The sequence below is a fragment of the Pseudomonas arcuscaelestis genome (assembly GCF_016881005.1).
Classification (GTDB): Bacteria; Pseudomonadota; Gammaproteobacteria; order Pseudomonadales; family Pseudomonadaceae; genus Aquipseudomonas; species Aquipseudomonas arcuscaelestis.
Genome location: NZ_JACOPV010000002.1, coordinates 62,124 through 81,434 on the forward strand (window position 1 = coordinate 62,124; position 19,311 = coordinate 81,434).

General features: G+C 60.6%; 17 protein-coding genes. 2 read left to right on the forward strand and 15 right to left on the reverse strand.

All coding sequences use genetic code 11. The features are described 5' to 3' along the window. Positions 1 to 38 precede the first annotated feature (38 nt). Entirely contained in the window at positions 39 to 599 is a 561-nt protein-coding gene (locus H8F21_RS02645; RefSeq protein ID WP_203480202.1) for a type 1 glutamine amidotransferase domain-containing protein, read from the forward strand. Positions 600 to 601: 2 nt separating this feature from the next. On the opposite strand, the gene H8F21_RS02650 is transcribed toward H8F21_RS02645, so the two are convergent. The 9 genes from H8F21_RS02650 to H8F21_RS02690 all read right to left on the reverse strand — a co-directional run bounded on the left by H8F21_RS02650 (position 602) and on the right by H8F21_RS02690 (position 12,639). Further along, the gene (locus H8F21_RS02650) at positions 602 to 1,021 is read right to left on the reverse strand and encodes a DUF6691 family protein (RefSeq protein WP_203541273.1); all 420 of its coding nucleotides are present in this window, start codon (positions 1,019 to 1,021) and stop codon (positions 602 to 604) included. A 2-nt stretch (positions 1,022 to 1,023) separates the two neighbouring features. Then, the gene (locus tag H8F21_RS02655) at positions 1,024 to 1,458 is read right to left on the reverse strand and encodes a YeeE/YedE family protein (RefSeq protein ID WP_203583968.1); all 435 of its coding nucleotides are present in this window, start codon (positions 1,456 to 1,458) and stop codon (positions 1,024 to 1,026) included. 102 nt (positions 1,459 to 1,560) lie between these two features. Then, entirely contained in the window at positions 1,561 to 3,210 is a 1,650-nt protein-coding gene (locus tag H8F21_RS02660) for a fatty acid--CoA ligase (protein WP_203583969.1), read from the reverse strand. Positions 3,211 to 3,221: 11 nt separating this feature from the next. Continuing rightward, on the reverse strand, positions 3,222 to 5,000 hold the full coding sequence (locus H8F21_RS02665) for an acyl-CoA dehydrogenase C-terminal domain-containing protein (RefSeq protein ID WP_203583970.1): 1,779 nt from the start codon (positions 4,998 to 5,000) through the stop codon (positions 3,222 to 3,224). After that, positions 4,993 to 7,467 (reverse strand): efflux RND transporter permease subunit, encoded by a 2,475-nt coding sequence (locus H8F21_RS02670; RefSeq protein ID WP_203583971.1) that lies wholly within the window; start codon positions 7,465 to 7,467, stop codon positions 4,993 to 4,995. Before H8F21_RS02670 ends, H8F21_RS02665 begins: the two co-directional genes overlap by 8 nt. Positions 7,468 to 7,482: 15 nt before the next feature. After that, positions 7,483 to 8,565, reverse strand: coding sequence for a WD40/YVTN/BNR-like repeat-containing protein (locus tag H8F21_RS02675; protein ID WP_203480219.1), 1,083 nt, complete (start codon positions 8,563 to 8,565; stop codon positions 7,483 to 7,485). Between the two features lie 69 nt (positions 8,566 to 8,634). After that, positions 8,635 to 9,993 carry a DUF1329 domain-containing protein gene (locus tag H8F21_RS02680; protein ID WP_136476062.1) on the reverse strand — a complete coding sequence of 453 codons (1,359 nt, stop codon included), beginning with the start codon at positions 9,991 to 9,993 and terminating at the stop codon, positions 8,635 to 8,637. A gap of 40 nt (positions 9,994 to 10,033) precedes the next feature. Beyond that, positions 10,034 to 11,989, reverse strand: a complete 1,956-nt coding sequence (locus tag H8F21_RS02685; protein ID WP_203480225.1) for a DUF1302 domain-containing protein — start codon at positions 11,987 to 11,989, stop codon at positions 10,034 to 10,036. 83 nt (positions 11,990 to 12,072) lie between these two features. Continuing rightward, positions 12,073 to 12,639 carry an RBBP9/YdeN family alpha/beta hydrolase gene (locus H8F21_RS02690; protein WP_136478937.1) on the reverse strand — a complete coding sequence of 189 codons (567 nt, stop codon included), beginning with the start codon at positions 12,637 to 12,639 and terminating at the stop codon, positions 12,073 to 12,075. A 276-nt stretch (positions 12,640 to 12,915) separates the two neighbouring features. Here H8F21_RS02690 and H8F21_RS02695 point away from each other — a divergent pair, with 276 nt between their 5' ends. Continuing rightward, positions 12,916 to 13,923 (forward strand): AraC family transcriptional regulator, encoded by a 1,008-nt coding sequence (locus H8F21_RS02695; protein ID WP_203583972.1) that lies wholly within the window; start codon positions 12,916 to 12,918, stop codon positions 13,921 to 13,923. Between the two features lie 5 nt (positions 13,924 to 13,928). On the opposite strand, the gene H8F21_RS02700 is transcribed toward H8F21_RS02695, so the two are convergent. The 6 genes from H8F21_RS02700 to H8F21_RS02725 all read right to left on the reverse strand — a co-directional run bounded on the left by H8F21_RS02700 (position 13,929) and on the right by H8F21_RS02725 (position 19,305). Beyond that, positions 13,929 to 14,939: a YeiH family protein gene (locus H8F21_RS02700; RefSeq protein WP_203583973.1), complete on the reverse strand. Its 1,011-nt coding sequence runs from the start codon at positions 14,937 to 14,939 to the stop codon at positions 13,929 to 13,931. Next, positions 14,936 to 15,262, reverse strand: a complete 327-nt coding sequence (locus H8F21_RS02705; protein WP_203480241.1) for a Rieske (2Fe-2S) protein — start codon at positions 15,260 to 15,262, stop codon at positions 14,936 to 14,938. The genes H8F21_RS02700 and H8F21_RS02705 overlap by 4 nt, the downstream gene beginning before the upstream one ends. Further along, the gene (locus tag H8F21_RS02710; protein WP_203583974.1) at positions 15,259 to 15,918 is read right to left on the reverse strand and encodes a DsbA family oxidoreductase; all 660 of its coding nucleotides are present in this window, start codon (positions 15,916 to 15,918) and stop codon (positions 15,259 to 15,261) included. Before H8F21_RS02710 ends, H8F21_RS02705 begins: the two co-directional genes overlap by 4 nt. After that, the gene (locus H8F21_RS02715; protein WP_203583975.1) at positions 15,915 to 17,237 is read right to left on the reverse strand and encodes an MFS transporter; all 1,323 of its coding nucleotides are present in this window, start codon (positions 17,235 to 17,237) and stop codon (positions 15,915 to 15,917) included. The genes H8F21_RS02710 and H8F21_RS02715 overlap by 4 nt, the downstream gene beginning before the upstream one ends. Positions 17,238 to 17,345: 108 nt before the next feature. Then, positions 17,346 to 18,398, reverse strand: a complete 1,053-nt coding sequence (locus H8F21_RS02720) for a beta-keto acid cleavage family enzyme (RefSeq protein ID WP_203480247.1) — start codon at positions 18,396 to 18,398, stop codon at positions 17,346 to 17,348. Between the two features lie 58 nt (positions 18,399 to 18,456). Beyond that, positions 18,457 to 19,305, reverse strand: a complete 849-nt coding sequence (locus H8F21_RS02725; protein WP_203480260.1) for a TauD/TfdA dioxygenase family protein — start codon at positions 19,303 to 19,305, stop codon at positions 18,457 to 18,459. Between the last annotated feature and the right edge of the window lie 6 nt (positions 19,306 to 19,311).

Consider the following 19,311-nt stretch of genomic DNA (forward strand, 5'->3'; position numbering starts at 1 on the left):
CCGCCAACGGAGGGTGGGACACTGAATGTGGAGAAACCATGAACACACCACTTAACGGCAAACGCGTCCTGATCATCACCGCCAACACGGGCATCGAACGCGATGAACTGCTCAGTCCCCTGCAAGCCCTACGCGAGCAAGGCGCAAGCATTACCCATGGCTCGATCAAAGGCGGCACCGTGCAGACCTTCTTGCATGACACCGACAAGGACCGCACGGTCGAATCCAACGCCAGGCTTGCCGACCTCAACGGCGACGACTTCGATGCCCTGATCATCCCGGGCGGCACGGTCAACGCCGACACCCTGCGCCAGGATGCCGATGCGGCGAGGCTGATCCAGGCATTCAGCCTCTGCGGTAAAACTATAGCCGCAATTTGCCATGGCCCTTGGGCGCTGATCGATGCCGAGGTGATCGCCGGCAAAACCCTGACCTCTTACCCCAGCGTTCGTACCGACCTGGTCAACGCCAAGGCCCAATGGGTGGATGCCGAGGTCAAGGAGTGCACCGCCAAAGGCTGGCGCTTGATCACTTCGCGCACCCCAGACGATCTGCCAGCGTTCAACAAGGCAATTGCCCAGGCTTTACAGGCGGCGTGATCTCAGCGGCCACGCCAGCGTTCGATGACGCTGAACAAGGCCATGCCCAGCAACATGGCGCCAACGAAGAGAATACTTTGCCAGTAGCCGGTCAATAGCAGCACCAAGCCAGGGCCGGGGCAGATGCCGGCAATGCCCCAGCCCGCACCAAATACCAGGCTGCCGAGAATCAGCCTGGAGTCCACATCGCGGGCTGCGGGCATACGCATAGGGGAACCCAGCAGTGAGCGCGACTGTTTGCGACTCCATTGCAGCGGTACGAACGCAACCGCGATTGCAGCGACCATCACCAGCGCCAGTGATGGGTCCCAAAGCCCGGCCACATCGAGAAAACCAAGGACCTTGGCCGGGTTGGCCATGCCGGCCAGCAAAAGGCCAAGACCGAATACCACACCTGCCAGCAAAGCGACTATTCCTCTCATGCTCAGCCCCCCATCAGGTGACGGGCAATGAACACCACGCCGATGCCGCCGGCCATGAACGACAGGGTTGCCACCAGCGAACGCGGCGATAGCCGGGCCAGGCCACACACGCCATGGCCGCTGGTGCATCCCGAGCCGTAGCGGGCACCCAGGCCTACCAGCAAACCTGCAACAATCAGGGTCAATGGCCCGGCCTCAAACTTGGCAAGCGGGCGCCCGGCAAACACCCACCAGAGCAACGGTGCTATTAGAATCCCGAGAACGAATAGCCCCTTCTCGCCTCTGCCCTCATCCTGCTTGCGCAACAGACTGCCCAGCAGGCCACTGATGCCGGCGACGCGGCCGTTCAACAGGGCGAACATGCTCACGCCCAGACCAATCAAGGCACCGCCGAGCAACGCCGACCACGGTGTGAAATGGGCCCAATCGATTGTCATGTGCGCACCTGGCAAGGTCTGCTGTAGGGTTCGGCGCAGACTTTACCAGATTGCGCCAGCGCCTACCTTCCGGTAGGTGCTGGCTTGCCTTGCGACCCTAGCCTACGCCTGGCAGGCATGCAGCTCGCGAATCAGCTTCTTGTTGATCTTGCCGACACTGGTTTTCGGAATCTCATCAACAAATCGCACCTGCCGTGGCACGGCCCATTTGTTCAGGCTACCGCTGTCGACGAACTGTTGCAGGTGCTGTGCCAGCGATTGTTGATCCAGCTGCATACCTGCCACACAAACCACCAGTGCCAGGGGCTGTTCCCCCCATTGCGCATCGGCAATGCCAACGACTGCCACTGAGTCGACGCCAGGGTGCTGGCTGATCAGGCTTTCCAGCGCTACCGAGCTGATCCACTCACCGCCGGTCTTGATCACGTCCTTGATCCGGTCGCGAATCTGCACCACGCCGCGTGCATTGATGCAGGCCATGTCACCGGTGTGCATCCAGCCATCAGCCCACAATGCTGCGCCTTGCTCAGGTTCTTTCAGGTAGCCCTGGGTCAGCCAGGGCGCGCGTACCACGATCTCGCCGAGGCTTTCACCGTCGTGTGCGACCTGATTGCCTTGCTCATCGACGATACGCAAGTCCACCAGTGGAATGGGCACGCCAGCGTTGATGCGCAGGGGTATCTGCTGGTCCATGGGCAGCGCCAGGTCTTCTGGGGTGAGGTTGGTCAGGCTCAACAGCGGGCAAGTTTCGGACATGCCATAGCCACAGTGCACGCGAATACCACGGTTGCTCGCCCGTGCTGCCAGGCCTTGTGTCAAAGCACTGCCGCCCAGTAGCATTTTCCAGCCGGTAAGGTCGGTATTACGGCCCTCCTCGCTGTCGAGCATCATCTGCAGCAGGGTCGGGACGCAGTGCGAAAAGGTCACCTGCTCTTCGCGGAACAGGCGTACCAGTTGGTTGGGTTCGTAGCGCCCGGGGTACACCTGCTTGATACCCAGCGCCGTTGCGACATAAGGCACGCCCCAGGCGTGTACATGGAACATCGGCGTGATGGGCATGTACACATCGCCGGAACGCAGCAACGGCTCGGCACCACAGGCCGCCAACGTCCCCAATTCATTGAGGGTGTGCAGCACCAATTGGCGGTGGGTGAAGTAGACGCCCTTGGGGTTGCCCGTCGTGCCGGTGGTGTAGAACAGGGTTGCCAGCGAATTTTCGTCAAAGTCCGGGAATTCGTACGCCGTAGCCGCGGCAACCAGCAGCGCTTCGTACTCGCCCAGTACCGGTAGTGCGGTGGCACAGGGTTGTGCATCACTGAAGCGGATAAACCCTTCGACTGTCTCCAGTTCGCCCTGCAATTGCTCCATCAATGGCAAGAAATCATCGTGGACCAGCACCAGTTTGTCGTCGGCGTGGTTCATGGTGTAGCGAATCTGTTCGGCAGACAGGCGCACGTTCACGGTGTGCAGCACTGCACCGAGCATCGGTACGGCGAAGAAGCATTCGAGTGCACGATGGCTGTCCCAATCGAGCAAGGCCACGGTATCCCCCGCCTTGACCCCCGCCGCGACCAGCACGTTGGCCAGACGCTGGATGCGCTCCTGCAAGGTGATGTAGTTGTAGCGCAACTTGTCGGCGTAGACGATTTCCTGGCCAGGCTGGTAGCGCACACCGGAAAGCAGCAGGCGCTTGATCAGCAGCGGATAGCTGTAGGCCCCGGGCGCCGGGGCAATCACGCGAGTTTCGATCATTGCTGGATCCTTCACAGTTGTTCAGCGTCGAGCAGGTACAGGGTGGCGCTGCCGGCCTTGACAGTGGCGCTGAGCGACTGGATGCGCGGCAGTAGGCGGGCAAAATAGAAGCGCGCAGTACCCAGCTTGCTGGTGTAGAAAGCAGCCTGCTCATCCTGCGCCAGGGCGACATCGGCCATTTGCGCCCACATGTAGGCGTACAGCGTGTAGCCGAACACATGCAGGTACTCCACTGCCGCCGCACCGATTTCGCGGGCGTTGCCCTGGGCTCGGTCGAGCAACCACGCGGTCAATTCATCCAGATTGTCGATGGCGGCCAGCAACGGCTCACTAAACTCGTTCCGCGATGGGGCCAGACGCTGCGCGAATGCTTTCATTTGCGCAGACAACTGGCTGTAGGCCTTGCCACCATCGGCGACCAATTTGCGCCCCACCAGGTCCATGGCCTGGATACCGTTGGTGCCTTCGTAGATCTGGGTAATCCGGCAATCGCGGATCAATTGCTCCTGGCCCCATTCGCGAATGTAGCCATGGCCACCGAACACTTGCTGACCATGTACCGTGGTTTCCAACCCCATGTCCGTGAGGAAAGCTTTGGCCACCGGGGTCAGCAGCGCCACCTGGGCCTGTGCGCGGTTGCGCTCTTGCTCGTCTTCGCTGTACTTGGCCAGGTCCAGTTGCAGGGCCACATAGGTGGAAAACGCCCGCCCGCCTTCGTTCAAGGCTTTCATGGTCAAGAGCATGCGGCGCACGTCGGGGTGCACGATGATCGGGTCGGCAGCCTGTTCGCTGGCCACAGGTCCGGTTGGAGCACGGCTCTGCAACCGCTCGCGGGCGTATTCGATGGCGTTCTGATAAGAGCGTTCACCCAGGGCCAGGCCCTGGATGCCTACACCCAGGCGTTCGTAGTTCATCATGGTGAACATGGCATTCAAGCCTTTGTTCAGCTCGCCCACCAGGTAGCCAGTGGCACCGTCGAAGTTCATCACGCAGGTGGCCGATGCCTTGATGCCCATCTTGTGCTCGATCGAGCCACACCCCAGGGCATTGGCATCTCCAAGCGAACCATCGTCGTTGACCATCACCTTGGGCACCAGGAACAGCGAGATACCCCTGGCCCCTGCCGGTGCATCCGGCAGCTTCGCCAGTACCAGATGAATGATGTTCTCGCTCAGGTCCTGCTCACCGCCGGTAATGAAGATCTTGGTGCCGCTGATCCGGTAGCTGCCGTCGACCTGAGGTTCGGCGCGGGTGCGAATCAAGCCAAGGTCAGTACCGGCATGCGGTTCGGTCAGGCACATCGAACCGGTCCAGCGCCCTTCATACATGGCGGGTAGGTACTGGGCCTTTAGTGCGTCGCTGGCGTGATTGAGCAGCGACAAGCAGGCGCCAGCAGTGAGCATCGGATACAGGCCGAACGAGAGGTTGGCAGCGTTGAGCATTTCTTCGACCTGGGCACCGATAACCTTAGGCATGCCCATGCCGCCGTATTGCGTCGCGCCTGCAACGCCGACCCAGCCATCGTCGGCGTAGGTGCGATAGGCCTCGGCGAAACCATCCGGGGTGATAACTCGACCGTCCTCCCAGCGGCAACCTTGTTCATCGCCACTGCGATTGAGCGGCGCAATGACCTGAGCGATGACCTTGCCCGCCTGCTCAAGGATGGCCTTGGCGGTATCGGCATCAATGTGCTCTGCCAGTGCTGGAATCCGTGACCATACAGCCGGAAGGTCAAACACCTCGTTGAACAGAAAATCCATGTCGCGCAGCGGTGGAAGGTAATCAGACATGATGCGAGCACTCGACTTCTTTGGTTGTTTGTTGCAGCCCGTCGGCAGCGACGGTGCTGGAAGCGGGTACCTGGGCCTTGTTGCCAGGCAGAAGGAAATACGACAGCGCCGGAATCAGGATGAGCGCGCCGAGCATGTTCCAGAGGAACATGAAGGTCAGCAGGATGCCCATGTCGGCCTGGAACTTGATCGGCGACCAGGCCCAGGCGACCACGCCGGCAGCCAAAGTGATGCCGACCAGGCCGACCACTCGACCGGTGAAGGCCACGGCATTTTGATACGCCTCGGACAACGGCAAGCCCTTGCGCTGGTAGTGCAGTTGCACGCTGAGCAGGTACAGCGCGTAGTCCACGCCAATGCCCACGCCCAGGGCAATGACCGGCAAGGTCGCGACTTTCACACCAATCCCCATCATCACCATCAGCGCCTCACACAGCACTGAGGTGAGAATCAGCGGCAGCACGGCGACCAACGTGGCCCGCCAACTGCGGAACGTGATCAGGCAGAACAGCGTGACCGCCAGGTACACCAGCAGCAGCATGGTGCGGTTGGCATCGCGCACGACAATGTTGGTTGCCGCTTCGATCCCGGCACTGCCGGCAGCCAGGAGGAATTGGCGATCTTCACTGCTGTTGGCCTGGGCAAAGCGCTCGGCAACGGCCACCACTTCATCCAGGGTGTCGGCCTTGTGATCGGTCAGGTAGGCAATCACTGGCATCAGCGAGCAGTCGTTGTTGAACAGCTCGGGCGCATTGACCGAAGCCTGTTGCGCGGCGTAGTTGAGGACGTCCTGGTTGCGCTGGATACTGTTGAGTTTCGGGTTGCCTTCATAGGTGCCGGCCGTTATCTGGCGTACCGCATTGGTCAACGACAAGGTGGTCTGCACCCCGGCATGCTGTTGCAGCTCCCAAGCCAGTCGATCGGCGAGTACCAGCGTCTGGTAGCGCAGGCAGCCTTCCGGGGCGGTCTTGATCATCACCGCGAACGTGTCGCTGGAAAGCGCGTAATGATCGGTGATGTAGGCGTTGTCACGGTTATAGCGTGAATCGGCGTGCAACTCGGGCGCACCGCTGTCGAGGTCGCCGATTTTCAGTTGCAGGCTCAGGGCAAAGCCCCCTGCTCCCAATACGCCAGCGACCAACAAGGCGGCCGTCGCCCATTTGCGGGTGGTAAAGCGATCGAGCAGGTCCCAGAGTTTGCCGAAGCCGCGATGCTCTGCTGCCCGCGAGTCGATACGCAGGGCGCGCTCGGCGGCTTTGCGCCCTACCCCGACATACGACAGCGCCACCGGCATCAACAGCAGCGAGGTAAAGATCAATACCGCCACACCGATACTGGCGGTGATCGCCAGGTCTTGAATGACCGGAATGTCGATCAGCATCAGCACGGCAAAACCTACCGCATCGGCCAGCAACGCCGTAACGCCGGCAACAAACAGGCGGCGGAAGGTATAGCGTGCGGCAACCTGGCGGTGGGTACCGCGGCCAATGTCCTGCATGATGCCGTTCATTTTCTGCGCGGCATGCGACACGCCAATGGCGAAAATCAGGAACGGTACCAGAATCGAGTAAGGGTCGATGGCATATCCCAGCCAGGCAACAATGCCCAGTTGCCAGACTACCGCGGTCAATGAACACAGCACCACCAGCAAGGTACTGCGCACACACCGGGTATAGAGGTAGATGATCACCAGGGTGGTCACCACCGCCAGGGCAAAGAACAACATCACCTGGATCAAACCGTCGATGAGGTCGCCCATCAGTTTGGCGAAGCCGATCACATGGATCTTGTAGGTGCCTTGCGCCTCGTACTGGCTGCGTATTTGCTCAAGTTTCTGCGAGAACGCATGGTAGTCGACGCCACGGCCGGTGGCCGAGTCCTGGTCGAGCAGCGGCACGATCAACATGCTCGACTTGAAGTCGCGGGCAACCAGGCTACCCACGATGTTTGCGCGTTCGATGTTCTGTCGCAGCTGTTGGATATCGGCTTGCGAGCCCTGGTAGCCGTCGGGCATCACCGGGCCGCCCTGGAAGCCTTCTTCAGTCACTTCGGTCCAGCGCACCGCCGGGCTCCACAGTGACTTCATCCAGGCGCGGTCCACGCCCTGGCTGAGGAACAGTTCATCGTTGATATGGCGCAGGGTCTGCAGATACGCCGGGTCAAAGATGTCGCCCTGGGTGTTTTCCACCACCACGCGCAGCGAGTTGCCCAGACCGCGCAGTGACTGGCGATTTTCCAGGTAGTTCTGAATGTACGGATGACTCTGGGGAATCATCTTTTCGAAACTTGGGCGCAATTCCAGGCGCGTCACGGCCATGTACCCCAGCACCAGGGTAGCCAGCAGCATGCACACCATAAACGGCAGACGATGATTGAACACCAGACGTTCGAGCAGATTGCCGGAGCGTGCATCGAAGTCGCCAAGGTTACGGACCACCGGCAAGGTGTCTTGTTGGATATTGGCCATCAGGTTGTTCTCTTATTATGGCTGCAGCGGTTGGTCGAAGGACTGCGTACGCACACCACGGTCCCCTACCAGCACCAGGTCGGTACCGGCGTCGAATGTCGCCGCACTGACCGGCGTGCGCGAGGTTTGCTTGACCGCGACAAAACTGGCGCCGTCGTCCTTGCTCATTAGCAGGTCGCCGGCCTGGCTCAACAGCCATAGCTGGCCACGGTTGTCCTGACTTGCGGCAGTAATACTGGTGGTCAAGGCGGTACTGACTTGTTGCCATTGCTGACCGCCATCGACACTGCGGTACACATGCCCGCGCAGCCCATACACCAGCAGTGCACCCGGTTTACCGATTGCGCCGAAGAAGGTGCCGCTATAGGGCGTGTTTACCCGAGTGAACTGCTGTCCGTCGGCACTGAGTTTGAGCAACAGGCCTTGTTCACCGGTGATGTACAAGGTGTTGTCGACCAGTGCCAGGCTGGTCAGGTGCAGGGCCTGGGGGTTGTCGCTGCGCTCAAGCCACGGTGTCCAATGCTGGCCGCCATCGGCGGTGTACAGCAGCAGGTTGAAGACACCTACGGCATAGCCGTGGCTGGCATCGGTGAACAGCACATCCAGAAACGGCTTGTCGGCGCCTTCGGCTTGCAGGCGCTCGCCCTCTGCCACCAGCGCGGCCCAGCGCTGATCATCCGGCGCCGCCTGCGCCCGGCTGCGGTACCACGCCAGCACCTGTTCGCCCAGCACGCGGCCATCTAGCTGCTTTTCCCAGTTTTGGCCACCATCACGGCTGTGCAAAATCACGCCGTCATTGCCCACCGCCCAGCCAAGCTGCGGCGTTGGAAAACTCACCGCATTGAGATCGGCACTGACCGGCACCTGTGCCTGTTGCCAGTGCGTACCGCGATCATTGGAATAGAGGATGTGCCCGCGTGGACCCACGGCAATCTGCCGCTCGCCCGCCGAGGTGACGTCACGCAACGCGCTTTTCATCGCCAATGCGCTAGGCATGGCCGGCAAGTCCAGCACATCGACATAGGGTGCTGCCTGCGCAGTGCCTTGCAGGGCGAGCAGCGCCAGGGTCAGCGTCGTCCATCGCTTGAAACAGTACATACCCGATCCTCCGGATAGCTCAACCAGGGACCGGGCACCGATCTACGGCGCCCGGTCATTCATGCCGGCTTAACGAATGCCGGCACCGGCCAGGGACTCGGGCGACCACTGGGTACGGGTCAGCGGCTCGATGTAGCGAATGCCGCCATAGGCACCCACCACACCGTTGAGGTTGTAGGTGCCGCCAATCAGGTCATAGATCATGAACGGCGTGGCATCCGGCGTTTGTTTGTCGTAGCTCTGGCTGAGGAAGGCGAACGAGCCCCGGTACAGCTGTCCACGGGCGTCATACTGGTCGGAGGCCAGAGCGATCCAGCTGTCCTCGTCGAGGTAGAAGCGGCGCTTGTGATAGATGTGGCGTGCGCCATCCTTGAGCTTGCCCTCGACTACCCAAACGCGGTGTTTTTCCCAACGCACGAATTGCGGTGCCAGGTGGTTAGGCGTGGTCAGGCTCTTGATGTCGGTGTTGTAGGTCAGCTGGTAGGTGTTGTAAGGCACATACATTTCCTGCTTGCCGACCAGGGTCCAGTCGTAACGGTCCAAGGCGCCGTTGAAGACGAATACATCGTCATAGGTGCCCGAACCCGAGGTGCCTGGGTTCGGCGTGTCGTAGGCAAGGTTCGGCGCCAGCTTGACTCGACGTTGGCCTGGCAGGTACACCCAGGCGCTGCGTGGCTGCACCAGCGGGTTGGCGGCGTCGCGCAGCATCATCGCTTCACCGGCACGGCGGGCAGGCGCGGTGTACATCAGCTTCATCTGGTAGTAGGTGTCTTTGGAACCGATCGGCTTGTTCATGTCCTCGTAGATCGGGTAGCTGATGTTCGCCTGGCCTGTGGTCGACAGGGTTGGCACACCGGCAGAGTCAACGTTCCATGAGTCATACTTGGCCGCCATGCTCACGCCCTGATAGCGCAGGAGAAAGTTCCACATGGCCTCGGCGCCGCTCTGCGGGATCGGAAATGGAATGCCTGGCAACACGTTCTCGACTGCGGTGCCACCCTCTTTGCTTTGAGCGCCGACGGCGTTCTTGACGGTGTTGTCCAGCACCGGCTGCGGCAGCGCCACGGTACGGTGGGTGGGATAGACATCGACGCGGAACGTCGGGAAGCGCTTGAGCAGTTCCTGGGTGGTCGCAGTCAACTGGCCTTTGAATTGATCGGCGTTCTTGCCGTCGATGACCAGCAGCGGCTTTTCACCGGCGAACGGGTCCGGACGCATGCTGTCGCCGCTCTTGTAGCTGGCCGGTGGCGTGACCAGGCCGCCCTTGTAAGCGGGGATCGAACCGTCGGCATTGGCGGCGGTTTGCGCGCCGATGTGGGTCAGGCTGGTACCCAGTTGCGCGGCTTGTTCGGTGGAGACAGCTGCCTGGGCCGAGTTGATGGCGGCCAGTGACAGGCACGTGGCTAAAAGCGTATGCACGTAGTTCATGATGATGTTTTCCTGCGTGATGTCTGGAGGAAGACGTAACTTAAAAGGTGGTTTTGACGGTGAGGTAAAGCGCACCACGGTCCTCGGTGGTTGCACCGCCGCCAGAGAAAGAGGCGTAACCACCGCCGTAGCAGGTGTAATCCTGCTCACCGTCCAGGGCATTGGGTGTCGTGCCATCGGTCTGGCCGTTTTTGCACGACTGGGACTTGCCGAAGCTGTCGACGTACTTGAGGTCGACGAAATATTGGTTGTAGATCGCAGCACCCACGCCGACGGCGTAGTTGCCAGTGTCCTCGGCGCCGCCACCTTGTACCGGCGATATACCGTCGATACCGACGTTGATCGACAACGGCATGCTCATGTCGACACCCGGCATCACCTGGTACCAGGTCGGTGTGAAGTTCACGGCTATGCCCCAGTTGTCGCGGGTGGGTTTGTCGATACCGCGGTAGCTGCTCTTGCCCTTGTACAAGGCTTCGTTGTGGCCATCGAGCTTGAGCAGGTTGCTGTAGAACAGTTCGCCCAACAGGCTGGCGCTATCGAAAAATGGTGTATCACCGATGCTCATCAGGCCGTTGAGGGTCCAGTGCAGTGTCTGGCCGGTGGCACTCAAGCCGTCGCCGTCACTGGGCACGTCATAGACCACCCCGCTGCTTGGCGAACGCGGTGGCAACAAACCGAAGCCGCCCCCCAGGCCGCCTTGCCCAGGTGCGCTGACGATTGCCGGAATGCTGGCCAGCGGCATGTTGTGGCGAATGTTCAGGTCGCTACCCACACTGATGCCGCCTACGTCTTTGGAAAGGCTCAGGCCATAGACGTCGATGTTGTCGGCGTAGGCGAACTGGTAAGTCGGGGTTTGCAGCGAGTTGTAGAGGTTACCGACGGCACCCTGCAGGCTTGCCGGTGGCGTACCGAATGGGCCACGGGACACGGTCAGTCCACGGGCGTCCAACCATGCCTGTGGCAGAATTTCCGAGGTCTTGCGGTAGTAGAAGCCCAGGGTTCCGCCCAGCCACTCCGGAGACCACTTGGCCATTACCCCCCAGTCGCCACGCTTGTCCGGGGTCAGGTCGTGACCACGTCGAATGCTGGTCAATGCTCCTTGAACAGGGATCAGGCCTGGAGTGCCGGTATGGCCGAGCAGGAAGCTCTGGGCGCCCTCACCCACCAGGTCCGAGCCACCGTAATACGTACCGGCTTCCGGCAACCTGGCAGCATCCCAATCGAGGAAATACTGGGCGCCGATGGTCAGTTCCGGGTTTACCAGGAAGGAGCCTGAGAGCTGGTTACGGGGCACGAACAGTTCTTTGGCTTCGGTTCCGGGCGAGGCAGCCAGTTTGGCCAGGTCCAGACCCGACTGGCCGTAGCTCAGCGAGTGGACTGGGTTGAGCAGGGTTTCACCCCAGAACAGGTTGTGCTGGCCCAGTTTGCCGCTCAGCTCCGAGCTTTCGCCGACTTCGGTGCGCATGAACACGAAGGCGTCCAGCACCTCACCAGACGGGCCACTGTAGTAGCGCTGGGCGTAATTGCTCAGGTGCGGGCTGCCCAAGGGCGTGCCAGTGCCGGGCAAGCCGTTGAGGCTTGGGTTGATGCCGGATGTGTCGCCATTGCCGTTGACGAACGGGTTGGAGTTGGAGCCGGTGTTGTCGTAAGCCTTGTCATACCAACTGGCGGCGCTGACCCGAAAGCCCATGTTGCCCTGGTAGATCACGTCCAGCTCGGTCAGCAGGTCAACACGGTTGGTGATGTTGGTGCCGGCCTTGCGGAAGTTGTAGTCGCCGTCGTTGTTGTTGGGTGTTGCCAACATACGTTTATCGGCACTTTCCGTGCGAACGCCGTAGTTGTACTTGACGGTGTTATCCAGACGCACGGCCCAGTCTTCGCTGCCGGTGTCGAGTTCAAAGGCCTGGGCGCCAGGCAAAGCGAGCAGACTGATGGCGCAGGCCAGCAGACAGCGCTGTGGGTACACAGCACAGTGAGTGCGATGGTTCGGCATTACGATGACTCCGGTTATTGTTATTGTTTTTTACCGCTCGTCGTCTGCGAGCGTTGGTCAAGCGTCCCTGCGGTACAACGGGCTCAGCGGTCCAGCGTCTGAATGAAAGTTTCGGCCTGCGGCCAGTGGCCGAATCCTGCCGCGGGGTTGAGATGACCGACGGCGCCCAGTTCGACCAGTTCGCTGCCCCAACCGCGGGCCATTGCGCTTACTGCCTCAAGGCTGGCCAGGTGGTCGTTGCTGCTTGCAGCAACGATGCTTGGGAACGGCAACTCGGTGATCGGCAGCGGCGCCCAGCCATTGGCACGCAGGCTGTCCGGGCTTGGGTAAGCCGCAGGCCACTGCGCCTCAAGGTCAGGTGGTGCAGCCAACAGCGCGCCCTTGATCGGTCGCTGATAGCGTGCGGCCCAGTGCGCCACCATGAGCACACCGGCGCTGTGGGCTACCAGCACAACGTCGCCATCGATCTGTTCGAGTTCGCGCTGGATCGCCTCGACCCGCGCCTGGCAGTCAAGGCCATTTACCTGCAACGGTGGCACCGAGCGAACGTTGGCCAGGCGGTTTTGCAGCAACGTCTGCCAATGTTCGGCAACATGATCACGCAAGCCGGGAACGATCAGGACAGTAGCGGCGGTATGCAGTTTTTCCACGTCGACACCTATGCTCATGACAGTCCGCTCGCAGATATCCCCGAACGGTTCGAGTGTCACAGTAATCACCCCTCCTCCCGGGCGCTTTACATTGAGCGTCAGTGACTTTTCATTTGATGACAGGGTTTTGCCCAGGCGACCGAAGCGCCGGCCTGCCGGGGTTTCAAGGCTTTAGCCTTGGTGGTAAACGACTTCTCAATTGGCGACACACAGGCTATAAAAGGTAATCCGCCGCAGAAGCGGGTCGTCTGATGACAATGCGTGGAAAACAATAAAATGACAGCCCTTGTTCGTGCCGCAAGCCTTACCAATTACCTTGAAGTGTCCCGTCACTTGGGGCTCAACCCCCATGCGCTGTTGGCCCAGGTTGGCCTGAGTGCCGCCTTGCTCGATGACCCCAACCAGCGCTTGGCAGTCACCAGCGTGATTACCCTGCTGGAAGAGTCTGCACGGGTCAGTGGCTGTGAAACCTTTGGTCTGCGCATGGCCGAGCTTCGACAACTGTCGGACTTTGGCGAGATCAGCCTGTTGCTCAGTCACCAGCGCACCCTGCGCGATGCCTTGCAAGTGATTGTGCAGTATCGACATCTGCTCAATGACGCCCTGGCCATCCATATCGAAGAAGCGGGAAAAACCGTGATCATCCGCGAGGAAGTGGTCAGCGATTTACCCCATCGCGGTCGGCAGGCAACCGAGCTTGCCATTGGTGTAATGCTGCGCCTTTGTGCGGCGCTGCTCGGCGCGCATTGGCACCCGATCAGCGCCAACTTCACCCACGCAGCGCCCGCCGACCTGGCCATTCACCGAAGAATTTTTGGTTGCAAGCTGGTGTTTGGCAGCGAATTCAACGGTATCGTTTGCCCGGCAGCCGACCTGGACACTGCCAACCCGTTGGCCAACGAAGCGATGGCCCGTCTGGCCCAGCGTTACCTGGATACCCTGGCTGGCGGCAAGCTGTCGTTGGAGCTGGAGATGCGCAAGACCATCTACTTGCTGCTGCCCATGGGGCGGGCAACCATCGAGCAGGTTGCCCAGACCCAGGGTATGAATGTGCGCACCCTGCAAAGGCGCCTTGAGGAATGTGGCGTGACGTTCAGCGACTTGATCAACGGCGTGCGCCGGGATTTGGTAATCCGTTACCTGGAAAACCCCAATTATTCATTGGGGCGAATCGCCGACATGCTTGGCTATTCGATGCCCAGCTCCTTTACCCGCTGGTTCATTGCCCAGTTCGGCATGCCACCGGCTTCTTGGCGTTCACAACATGGCGTGCAGCAGCGCTGAGCCCGTTACAGGCCCCAGTGCATCAGTGCGAGTACCAGAAGCACGAGGAATACCGTTTCACCCACCATCAATGCGATGGGCTTGATACCCACAGAGGCAAGCTCCTTGAGCTGGGTCTTCATGCCCAGGGCGCTGATTGCGATCACCAGGCACCAGCGTGACAGTTCGTTGACCCCGCCCTGTACTGCGGTAGAAATCCAGCCGGTGCTGTTAACGCAGGCCAGCAAGACAAAACCTACGGCAAACCATGGCAACAGCGGCGGCCGCTTGCCGGTGTCGGCGTCACCTGCGCGGCGGGTGATCATTGCCGCCACGACAATGACCGGCAGCAGCATCGCAACCCGCATCAACTTGACCACGGTGGCAATGTCGCCGGTTTCGGTGGACATGCTATAGCCTGCGCCGACGACCTGCGCCACGTCATGAATCGTGGCACCGAGAAACACCCCGGCCTGAGACGGCGACAGCTGCAGCCAGCCTGCAATCATCGGGTAGACAATCATCGCCAGGGTCGACAGTGCCGACACACCGATCACGGTGAACAGCGTGGCGTGTTCTTTCTGTTTGTGCGCAGGCAAGGCGGCAGCCAGTGCCAGTGCGGCCGAAGCACCACAAATGGCGGTAGCGCCACCGGTAAGCATGCCGAACAAGCGATTGAAGCCCATTGCCTTGGCCACCACCATCGACACACCGATGGTCACCACCACAATGATTACCACCAATGCCACCGGCTTCCAGCCAAGGCTGGCAATCTGCTCGAGGGTAATGCGCATGCCCAGCAGCGCCACACCGACGCGCAATACCGTGCGTGCGGTAAATTCAATCCCCGCCTTGCAACGTCCATCGGCAGAGAGAAAATTCAACGCCATGCCCAGCAATAGGGCAAACAGCATGACGGGCGCGCCATAGTGTTCGCTGAGAAAGCTGGCGGCGGCAGCGGCGATCAGGCTGACAACAATACCCGGTGCAAGCTCGCGCACGCGATGGTTAACGGCGGCAATTGCGACAGCGGTCATTGGCCGGCCTCCTCGGTATCGACAACGATAAACAGCTGTTCCCCTTCGCACTCCACCGGGTAGCTGGCAACCTTCAGTTGCGTGGAGTTGAGCAGGTAGCCGCTGGCCAGATCGAAGCGCAGGCCATGGGCACAACACTGAATGACCCGCCCGTCCAGGCGTCCGCCACAGAGCGAGGCGCCTTGGTGTGGGCAGCTGTCATCGATGGCATAAAAATGGTCAGCGACATTGAACAGCGCCAGGCTTTTGTCTTCGAACGTCAGCAGCGCTCGGCCACCCCGCGCGGGCACCTTGGCCGTTGGCACTGGATATCGGTAGCTCATGCCAGCGCCACCTGCTCCATTGCCAGTGCTTCCAGCATGACGTCAAACAAGACTTCGGCAGGTTGCGCGCCACTCACTTCCAACTGCTGGTTGAAACGGAAAAATGGAACACCCGCGCTGGCACGGTGGTTGCTGCTCATGAACGGGCTGGCGTCACCGCGCAGGCAGTCCGCAACCTGGCCCGGTTCCAGGCCACAGCTGCGGGCAATTTTCAGCAAGGTAAAGGGATCACCCAGGTCCTTGCCATGCTGGAAGTAGGCTGCGAACAACTGCGCTAGCAGTTGCTCGGCACGCTGCGGTTGCCCCAGCGCTACCGCGCGCTGCAACAAGCGGTGCGCATCACCGGTGTTGGGCATGCGGCAAATTCGGGAAAAATCAATGCTAACGCCAACGGCCTCGGCCGCCGCGCGCACCTGGGCCTGACGCTGGCGCACAGCCTCATCACTGCCCAGGCGTTTTCGGTAGAACGCCTCGAACGGCTGGCCGGTCCTGGCCATGTCAGGCAGCAGTTGCACGCCTCGCCAGTGCAAGGTGACCTCAACGTCTGGCTGCTCCAGGCGCAATTGTTCGAGCGCAACCTGCAGGTTGCGTTGACCAATCAGGCACCAGGGGCAAATAAAATCGATAAATACTTCAATGGACAACGCTTGTTTCACGGTTTTACCTCCTGAATCGGCGCCGCGTCAGGCGCTGTCTGTTGCAGCCCCTCCAGACGGGCCATGTCGCTGTGATAGTGACGCTTGGCAATAAAGAACACGGCAGCAGCACCGATACTGATCAGGGGCACTAGCTGGAAGGCAGCGTGCAAGCCGATCACGTCGGAAACCCGCCCGGTAATCAAAGGTCCGGTAGCCAGTCCCAGCAGGTTGTTGGCCAGGGTCAGGGTGGCAAAGGCGGTGCCGTGAACCGAATAATGGGTAAGGTTGGCGACCATGGCACTGGAAGGCCCGTTGGTGCCCGCCGCAATCATCATGCCCAGGCAGATTAGCACCAGTTGCGCGGTGCCCGAAGGCAAGGCAAACGCCAGCGACAACAACAGGCAACTGCCCAGGCAGTAGCCGATCGCCAGGCTGATCTTACGATCCGGGCGCTGCCGGCCCAGGCGGTCGCACAGCATGGCGCAGAGGATCATGCCAATACCGCTGCACAGGACGATGATGGCAGCTACCACACCGGCTTTATCCGTGCCCATCTCGTAATAGCGGTTCAGGTAGCTGGGCATCCACACAATCACCGTGCCACCGACGAACAGTTGCAGGCCGCTGGCAACGTAGGCTGCAATCACCGAACGACTGCCGTAAAGGGTGTGCAATGGCCGTGCGATCTTGCATGGCGTGGCATTGGCGCGCTTGGGGGCGATTTTTTCCTCTTTGACGATCAGCGGATACAGCAGCGCCAGCAACAGGCCAAATAGCGCCATGCCGGCGAACGCCCACCGCCAGCCAAAATGCTGGGCCATCACCCCACCCAGCGCCATGCCCAGCACCGAGCCGAACATGCCGCCGGCCATGAAGGCGCCGGCCAGGGTTGCGCGCATGTCACGAGGAAATACCGCGACGACAACGGCGATACCGACGCTGCCATAAGCGGCTTCACCGACACCGACCAGAAAACGGGCGATGAACATTTGCTGGTAGTTTTCTGCCAGGGCGCAGCCCAGGGTTGCCAGGCTCCAGAGCACGGCCATCAACACCAGGCTTCTCACCCGCCCGAAACGGTCGGCCATCAATGACAAGGGGAAAGTTAGCAGTCCGACCATCAGGGCGACGATGCCACTGAGCAATCCGAGCTGGCTGTCGCTCAAGGCCCATTCGCCCTTGAGCAGCGGAAATACGGCGTTGAGCACTTGGCGCGACATGTAGTCGGAAATCAGCAGGCCAAAGGTCAAGGCAAAGACAATCCAGGCATAGCGCCGTGGAATGCCACGTGAAGTGTCGGCACCATCATCTGTGGCGCTGGCGATATAGGCGGCCATGCTGGCTCCTCTGTTGTCTGGGCTAAATCTTGTTGTTATGGAAGCCTGACTAACAGCGCTGTGGACTGTGGCGGGTCGACGCCGGGGTGGCGGGCCGACCCTCTCCGGTCAGCCGCGCTGTGGCACACCCTTGTGACCCGGCAGGCGGTTTGGCGCCATTCCGTTAGCTTTGAGTGTTTCTTCGATGCTGCTGTACTGCTGGCCGATGCGATAAATGGCACGGGCTTCTTTACCGCTCGCGATTTCGCGGCCCAGTTCATGGGCAACACGCACGGTTTGCTGAATCTGCTGCACCGAGGTGAAGCGCTTGCCCTGGTGATCGATGATGGTGTCTTCGTTGCCGCAACGCGGGTGCAGGCCCATAGCCAAGGCCATGGTATTGAATGGCAGCACGTTCTTGAGCAGCGATTCGGCAGTCAAGGTGCAGCCATCGGGCGCGCGGTGAATGAAGTTGAAGAAGTTGAACGGATTAGGACCGTCAAAACCGCCGCCGATGCCAATCCAGGTCAGGTTCATCGGGCCCATGTAGTCGCCACGACGCACGATGCGCTCGAGGGTTTCCAGGGCATGCATGCCGGTCAGTTGGAAGTGCGGCTGAATATTGCTCGCCTGCAGGCGGCGCAGGTGTTCACGAACCCAGGCAGGTCCGGCAGGCACAGTCATTTCGCTGTAGGCGGCCTGAATCGCAGGGTGCGCCAGGGAGGTGCCTTCCAGGTATTGCGGATACAGCAGCTCCATGATGTTCATTTGCGTGGTGTTGATCGCCACGGTGACTTGATCGGGCTTGGGCGTCAGGTCGGCAAGCATGTGCCGGGTATCGTCGGACAACCACTTGGCTGCTTCGCCATCGCTTTCCGGTGCGAAGGAAATCGAGCCGCCCACCTGGATAATCATGTCCGGAACGGCTTCACGTACACCGGCAATCAGTTCATTGAATTTCGACAGGCGCTTGGAGCCTTTGCCATCGAGTTCACGCACGTGCAGGTGGAGCACGGTGGCACCGGCTTCATAGCAGTCGACGGCCTTCTGGACCTGTTCGTCCATGGTCAGCGGAATGTCTTCGGGAAAGTCCTCTGGCATCCATTCCGGTCCATAGGGGGCGACGGTGATAACCACCTTTTCCATGTTTTCCGGGTGCAACGAATCGTCGAAGAATTGCATGCTGTAGTCCTCGGTCTTGTTATTGTCTTGTGCCCGCTGTGCAGCGGATCGGTAGTGCTTAGAAAGTGCGGTCGCCCTTGATCCCGGCGCGCTCCATCTTGCGATGGCAAGCGGGATAGTCCATGACTGCGTAGTGCTGGGTGCTGCGGTTGTCCCAGATCGCTATGCTGTTGGGCTTCCAGCGCCAGCGCACCTGATACTCGGGCAGGTACGCCTGACTGATCAGGTAACGCAGCAGATCGGAGGCGCCAGGGTTGGCGTCCTGGCCAAAGCGCACCCGTTGCGGGGTGTGGTAGTTACTGAAGTGCGTGGTGAACGCGTTGACGAACAACACCTGCTCGCCGGTTTCCGGGTGAGTCCGCACCACCGGGTGTTCGGCGTCGGGGAATTGCGCCTTGAGTGCCAAGCGCTTTTCCAGGGGCATTGCCGCGCCGAAGCTCGACTCAATACTGTGCCGTGCGCGCAGGCCTTCGATTTTCTGCTTCACATCCTCGGGCAGGTTCTGGTAAGCCAACACCATGTTGGCCCACATGGTGTCACCGCCTACGGGTGGGCACTCCACACAGCGCAGCACGCAGCCCATGGGCGGCGCCTCGCGCCAGGTGGCATCGGTGTGCCAGGCGTTCTCGTAGCGGTCGGCAGGCTGGTCTGGGCGCTTGTAGATCTGCACCAGGCCAGGGTGTTGCGGGTCGCTGCCGGCTACCGGGTGGTCTTCCAGGTCGCCAAAGCGCCGGGCAAAGGCCACATGCTCGGCGCGACTGATGTTCTGGTCGCGCAAAAACAGCACCCGGTGCTTGAGCAACTGCGCGCGCAGTTGTTCGAAGAGGTCATCATCGTGCACCGCATCAGCCAGGTTGACCCCGGATACTTCTGCGCCGATGGCGCAGGTCAGTTGTTCGATGTGCATGCTGCT

Excerpts from the sequence above, each read along its gene's own strand:
- H8F21_RS02645 (WP_203480202.1), top strand. The coding sequence starts at position 39 with ATGAACACACCACTTAACGGCAAACGCGTCCTGATCATCACCGCCAAC.
- H8F21_RS02695 (WP_203583972.1), top strand. The coding sequence starts at position 12,916 with ATGACAGCCCTTGTTCGTGCCGCAAGCCTTACCAATTACCTTGAAGTG.
- H8F21_RS02715 (WP_203583975.1), bottom strand. The coding sequence starts at position 17,237 with ATGGCCGCCTATATCGCCAGCGCCACAGATGATGGTGCCGACACTTCA.
- H8F21_RS02670 (WP_203583971.1), bottom strand. The coding sequence starts at position 7,467 with ATGGCCAATATCCAACAAGACACCTTGCCGGTGGTCCGTAACCTTGGC.
- H8F21_RS02650 (WP_203541273.1), bottom strand. The coding sequence starts at position 1,021 with ATGAGAGGAATAGTCGCTTTGCTGGCAGGTGTGGTATTCGGTCTTGGC.
- H8F21_RS02675 (WP_203480219.1), bottom strand. The coding sequence starts at position 8,565 with ATGTACTGTTTCAAGCGATGGACGACGCTGACCCTGGCGCTGCTCGCC.
- H8F21_RS02725 (WP_203480260.1), bottom strand. The coding sequence starts at position 19,305 with ATGCACATCGAACAACTGACCTGCGCCATCGGCGCAGAAGTATCCGGG.
- H8F21_RS02660 (WP_203583969.1), bottom strand. The coding sequence starts at position 3,210 with ATGATCGAAACTCGCGTGATTGCCCCGGCGCCCGGGGCCTACAGCTAT.
- H8F21_RS02665 (WP_203583970.1), bottom strand. The coding sequence starts at position 5,000 with ATGTCTGATTACCTTCCACCGCTGCGCGACATGGATTTTCTGTTCAAC.
- H8F21_RS02705 (WP_203480241.1), bottom strand. The coding sequence starts at position 15,262 with ATGAGCTACCGATATCCAGTGCCAACGGCCAAGGTGCCCGCGCGGGGT.
- H8F21_RS02680 (WP_136476062.1), bottom strand. The coding sequence starts at position 9,993 with ATGAACTACGTGCATACGCTTTTAGCCACGTGCCTGTCACTGGCCGCC.
- H8F21_RS02720 (WP_203480247.1), bottom strand. The coding sequence starts at position 18,398 with ATGCAATTCTTCGACGATTCGTTGCACCCGGAAAACATGGAAAAGGTG.
- H8F21_RS02700 (WP_203583973.1), bottom strand. The coding sequence starts at position 14,939 with ATGACCGCTGTCGCAATTGCCGCCGTTAACCATCGCGTGCGCGAGCTT.
- H8F21_RS02655 (WP_203583968.1), bottom strand. The coding sequence starts at position 1,458 with ATGACAATCGATTGGGCCCATTTCACACCGTGGTCGGCGTTGCTCGGC.
- H8F21_RS02685 (WP_203480225.1), bottom strand. The coding sequence starts at position 11,989 with ATGCCGAACCATCGCACTCACTGTGCTGTGTACCCACAGCGCTGTCTG.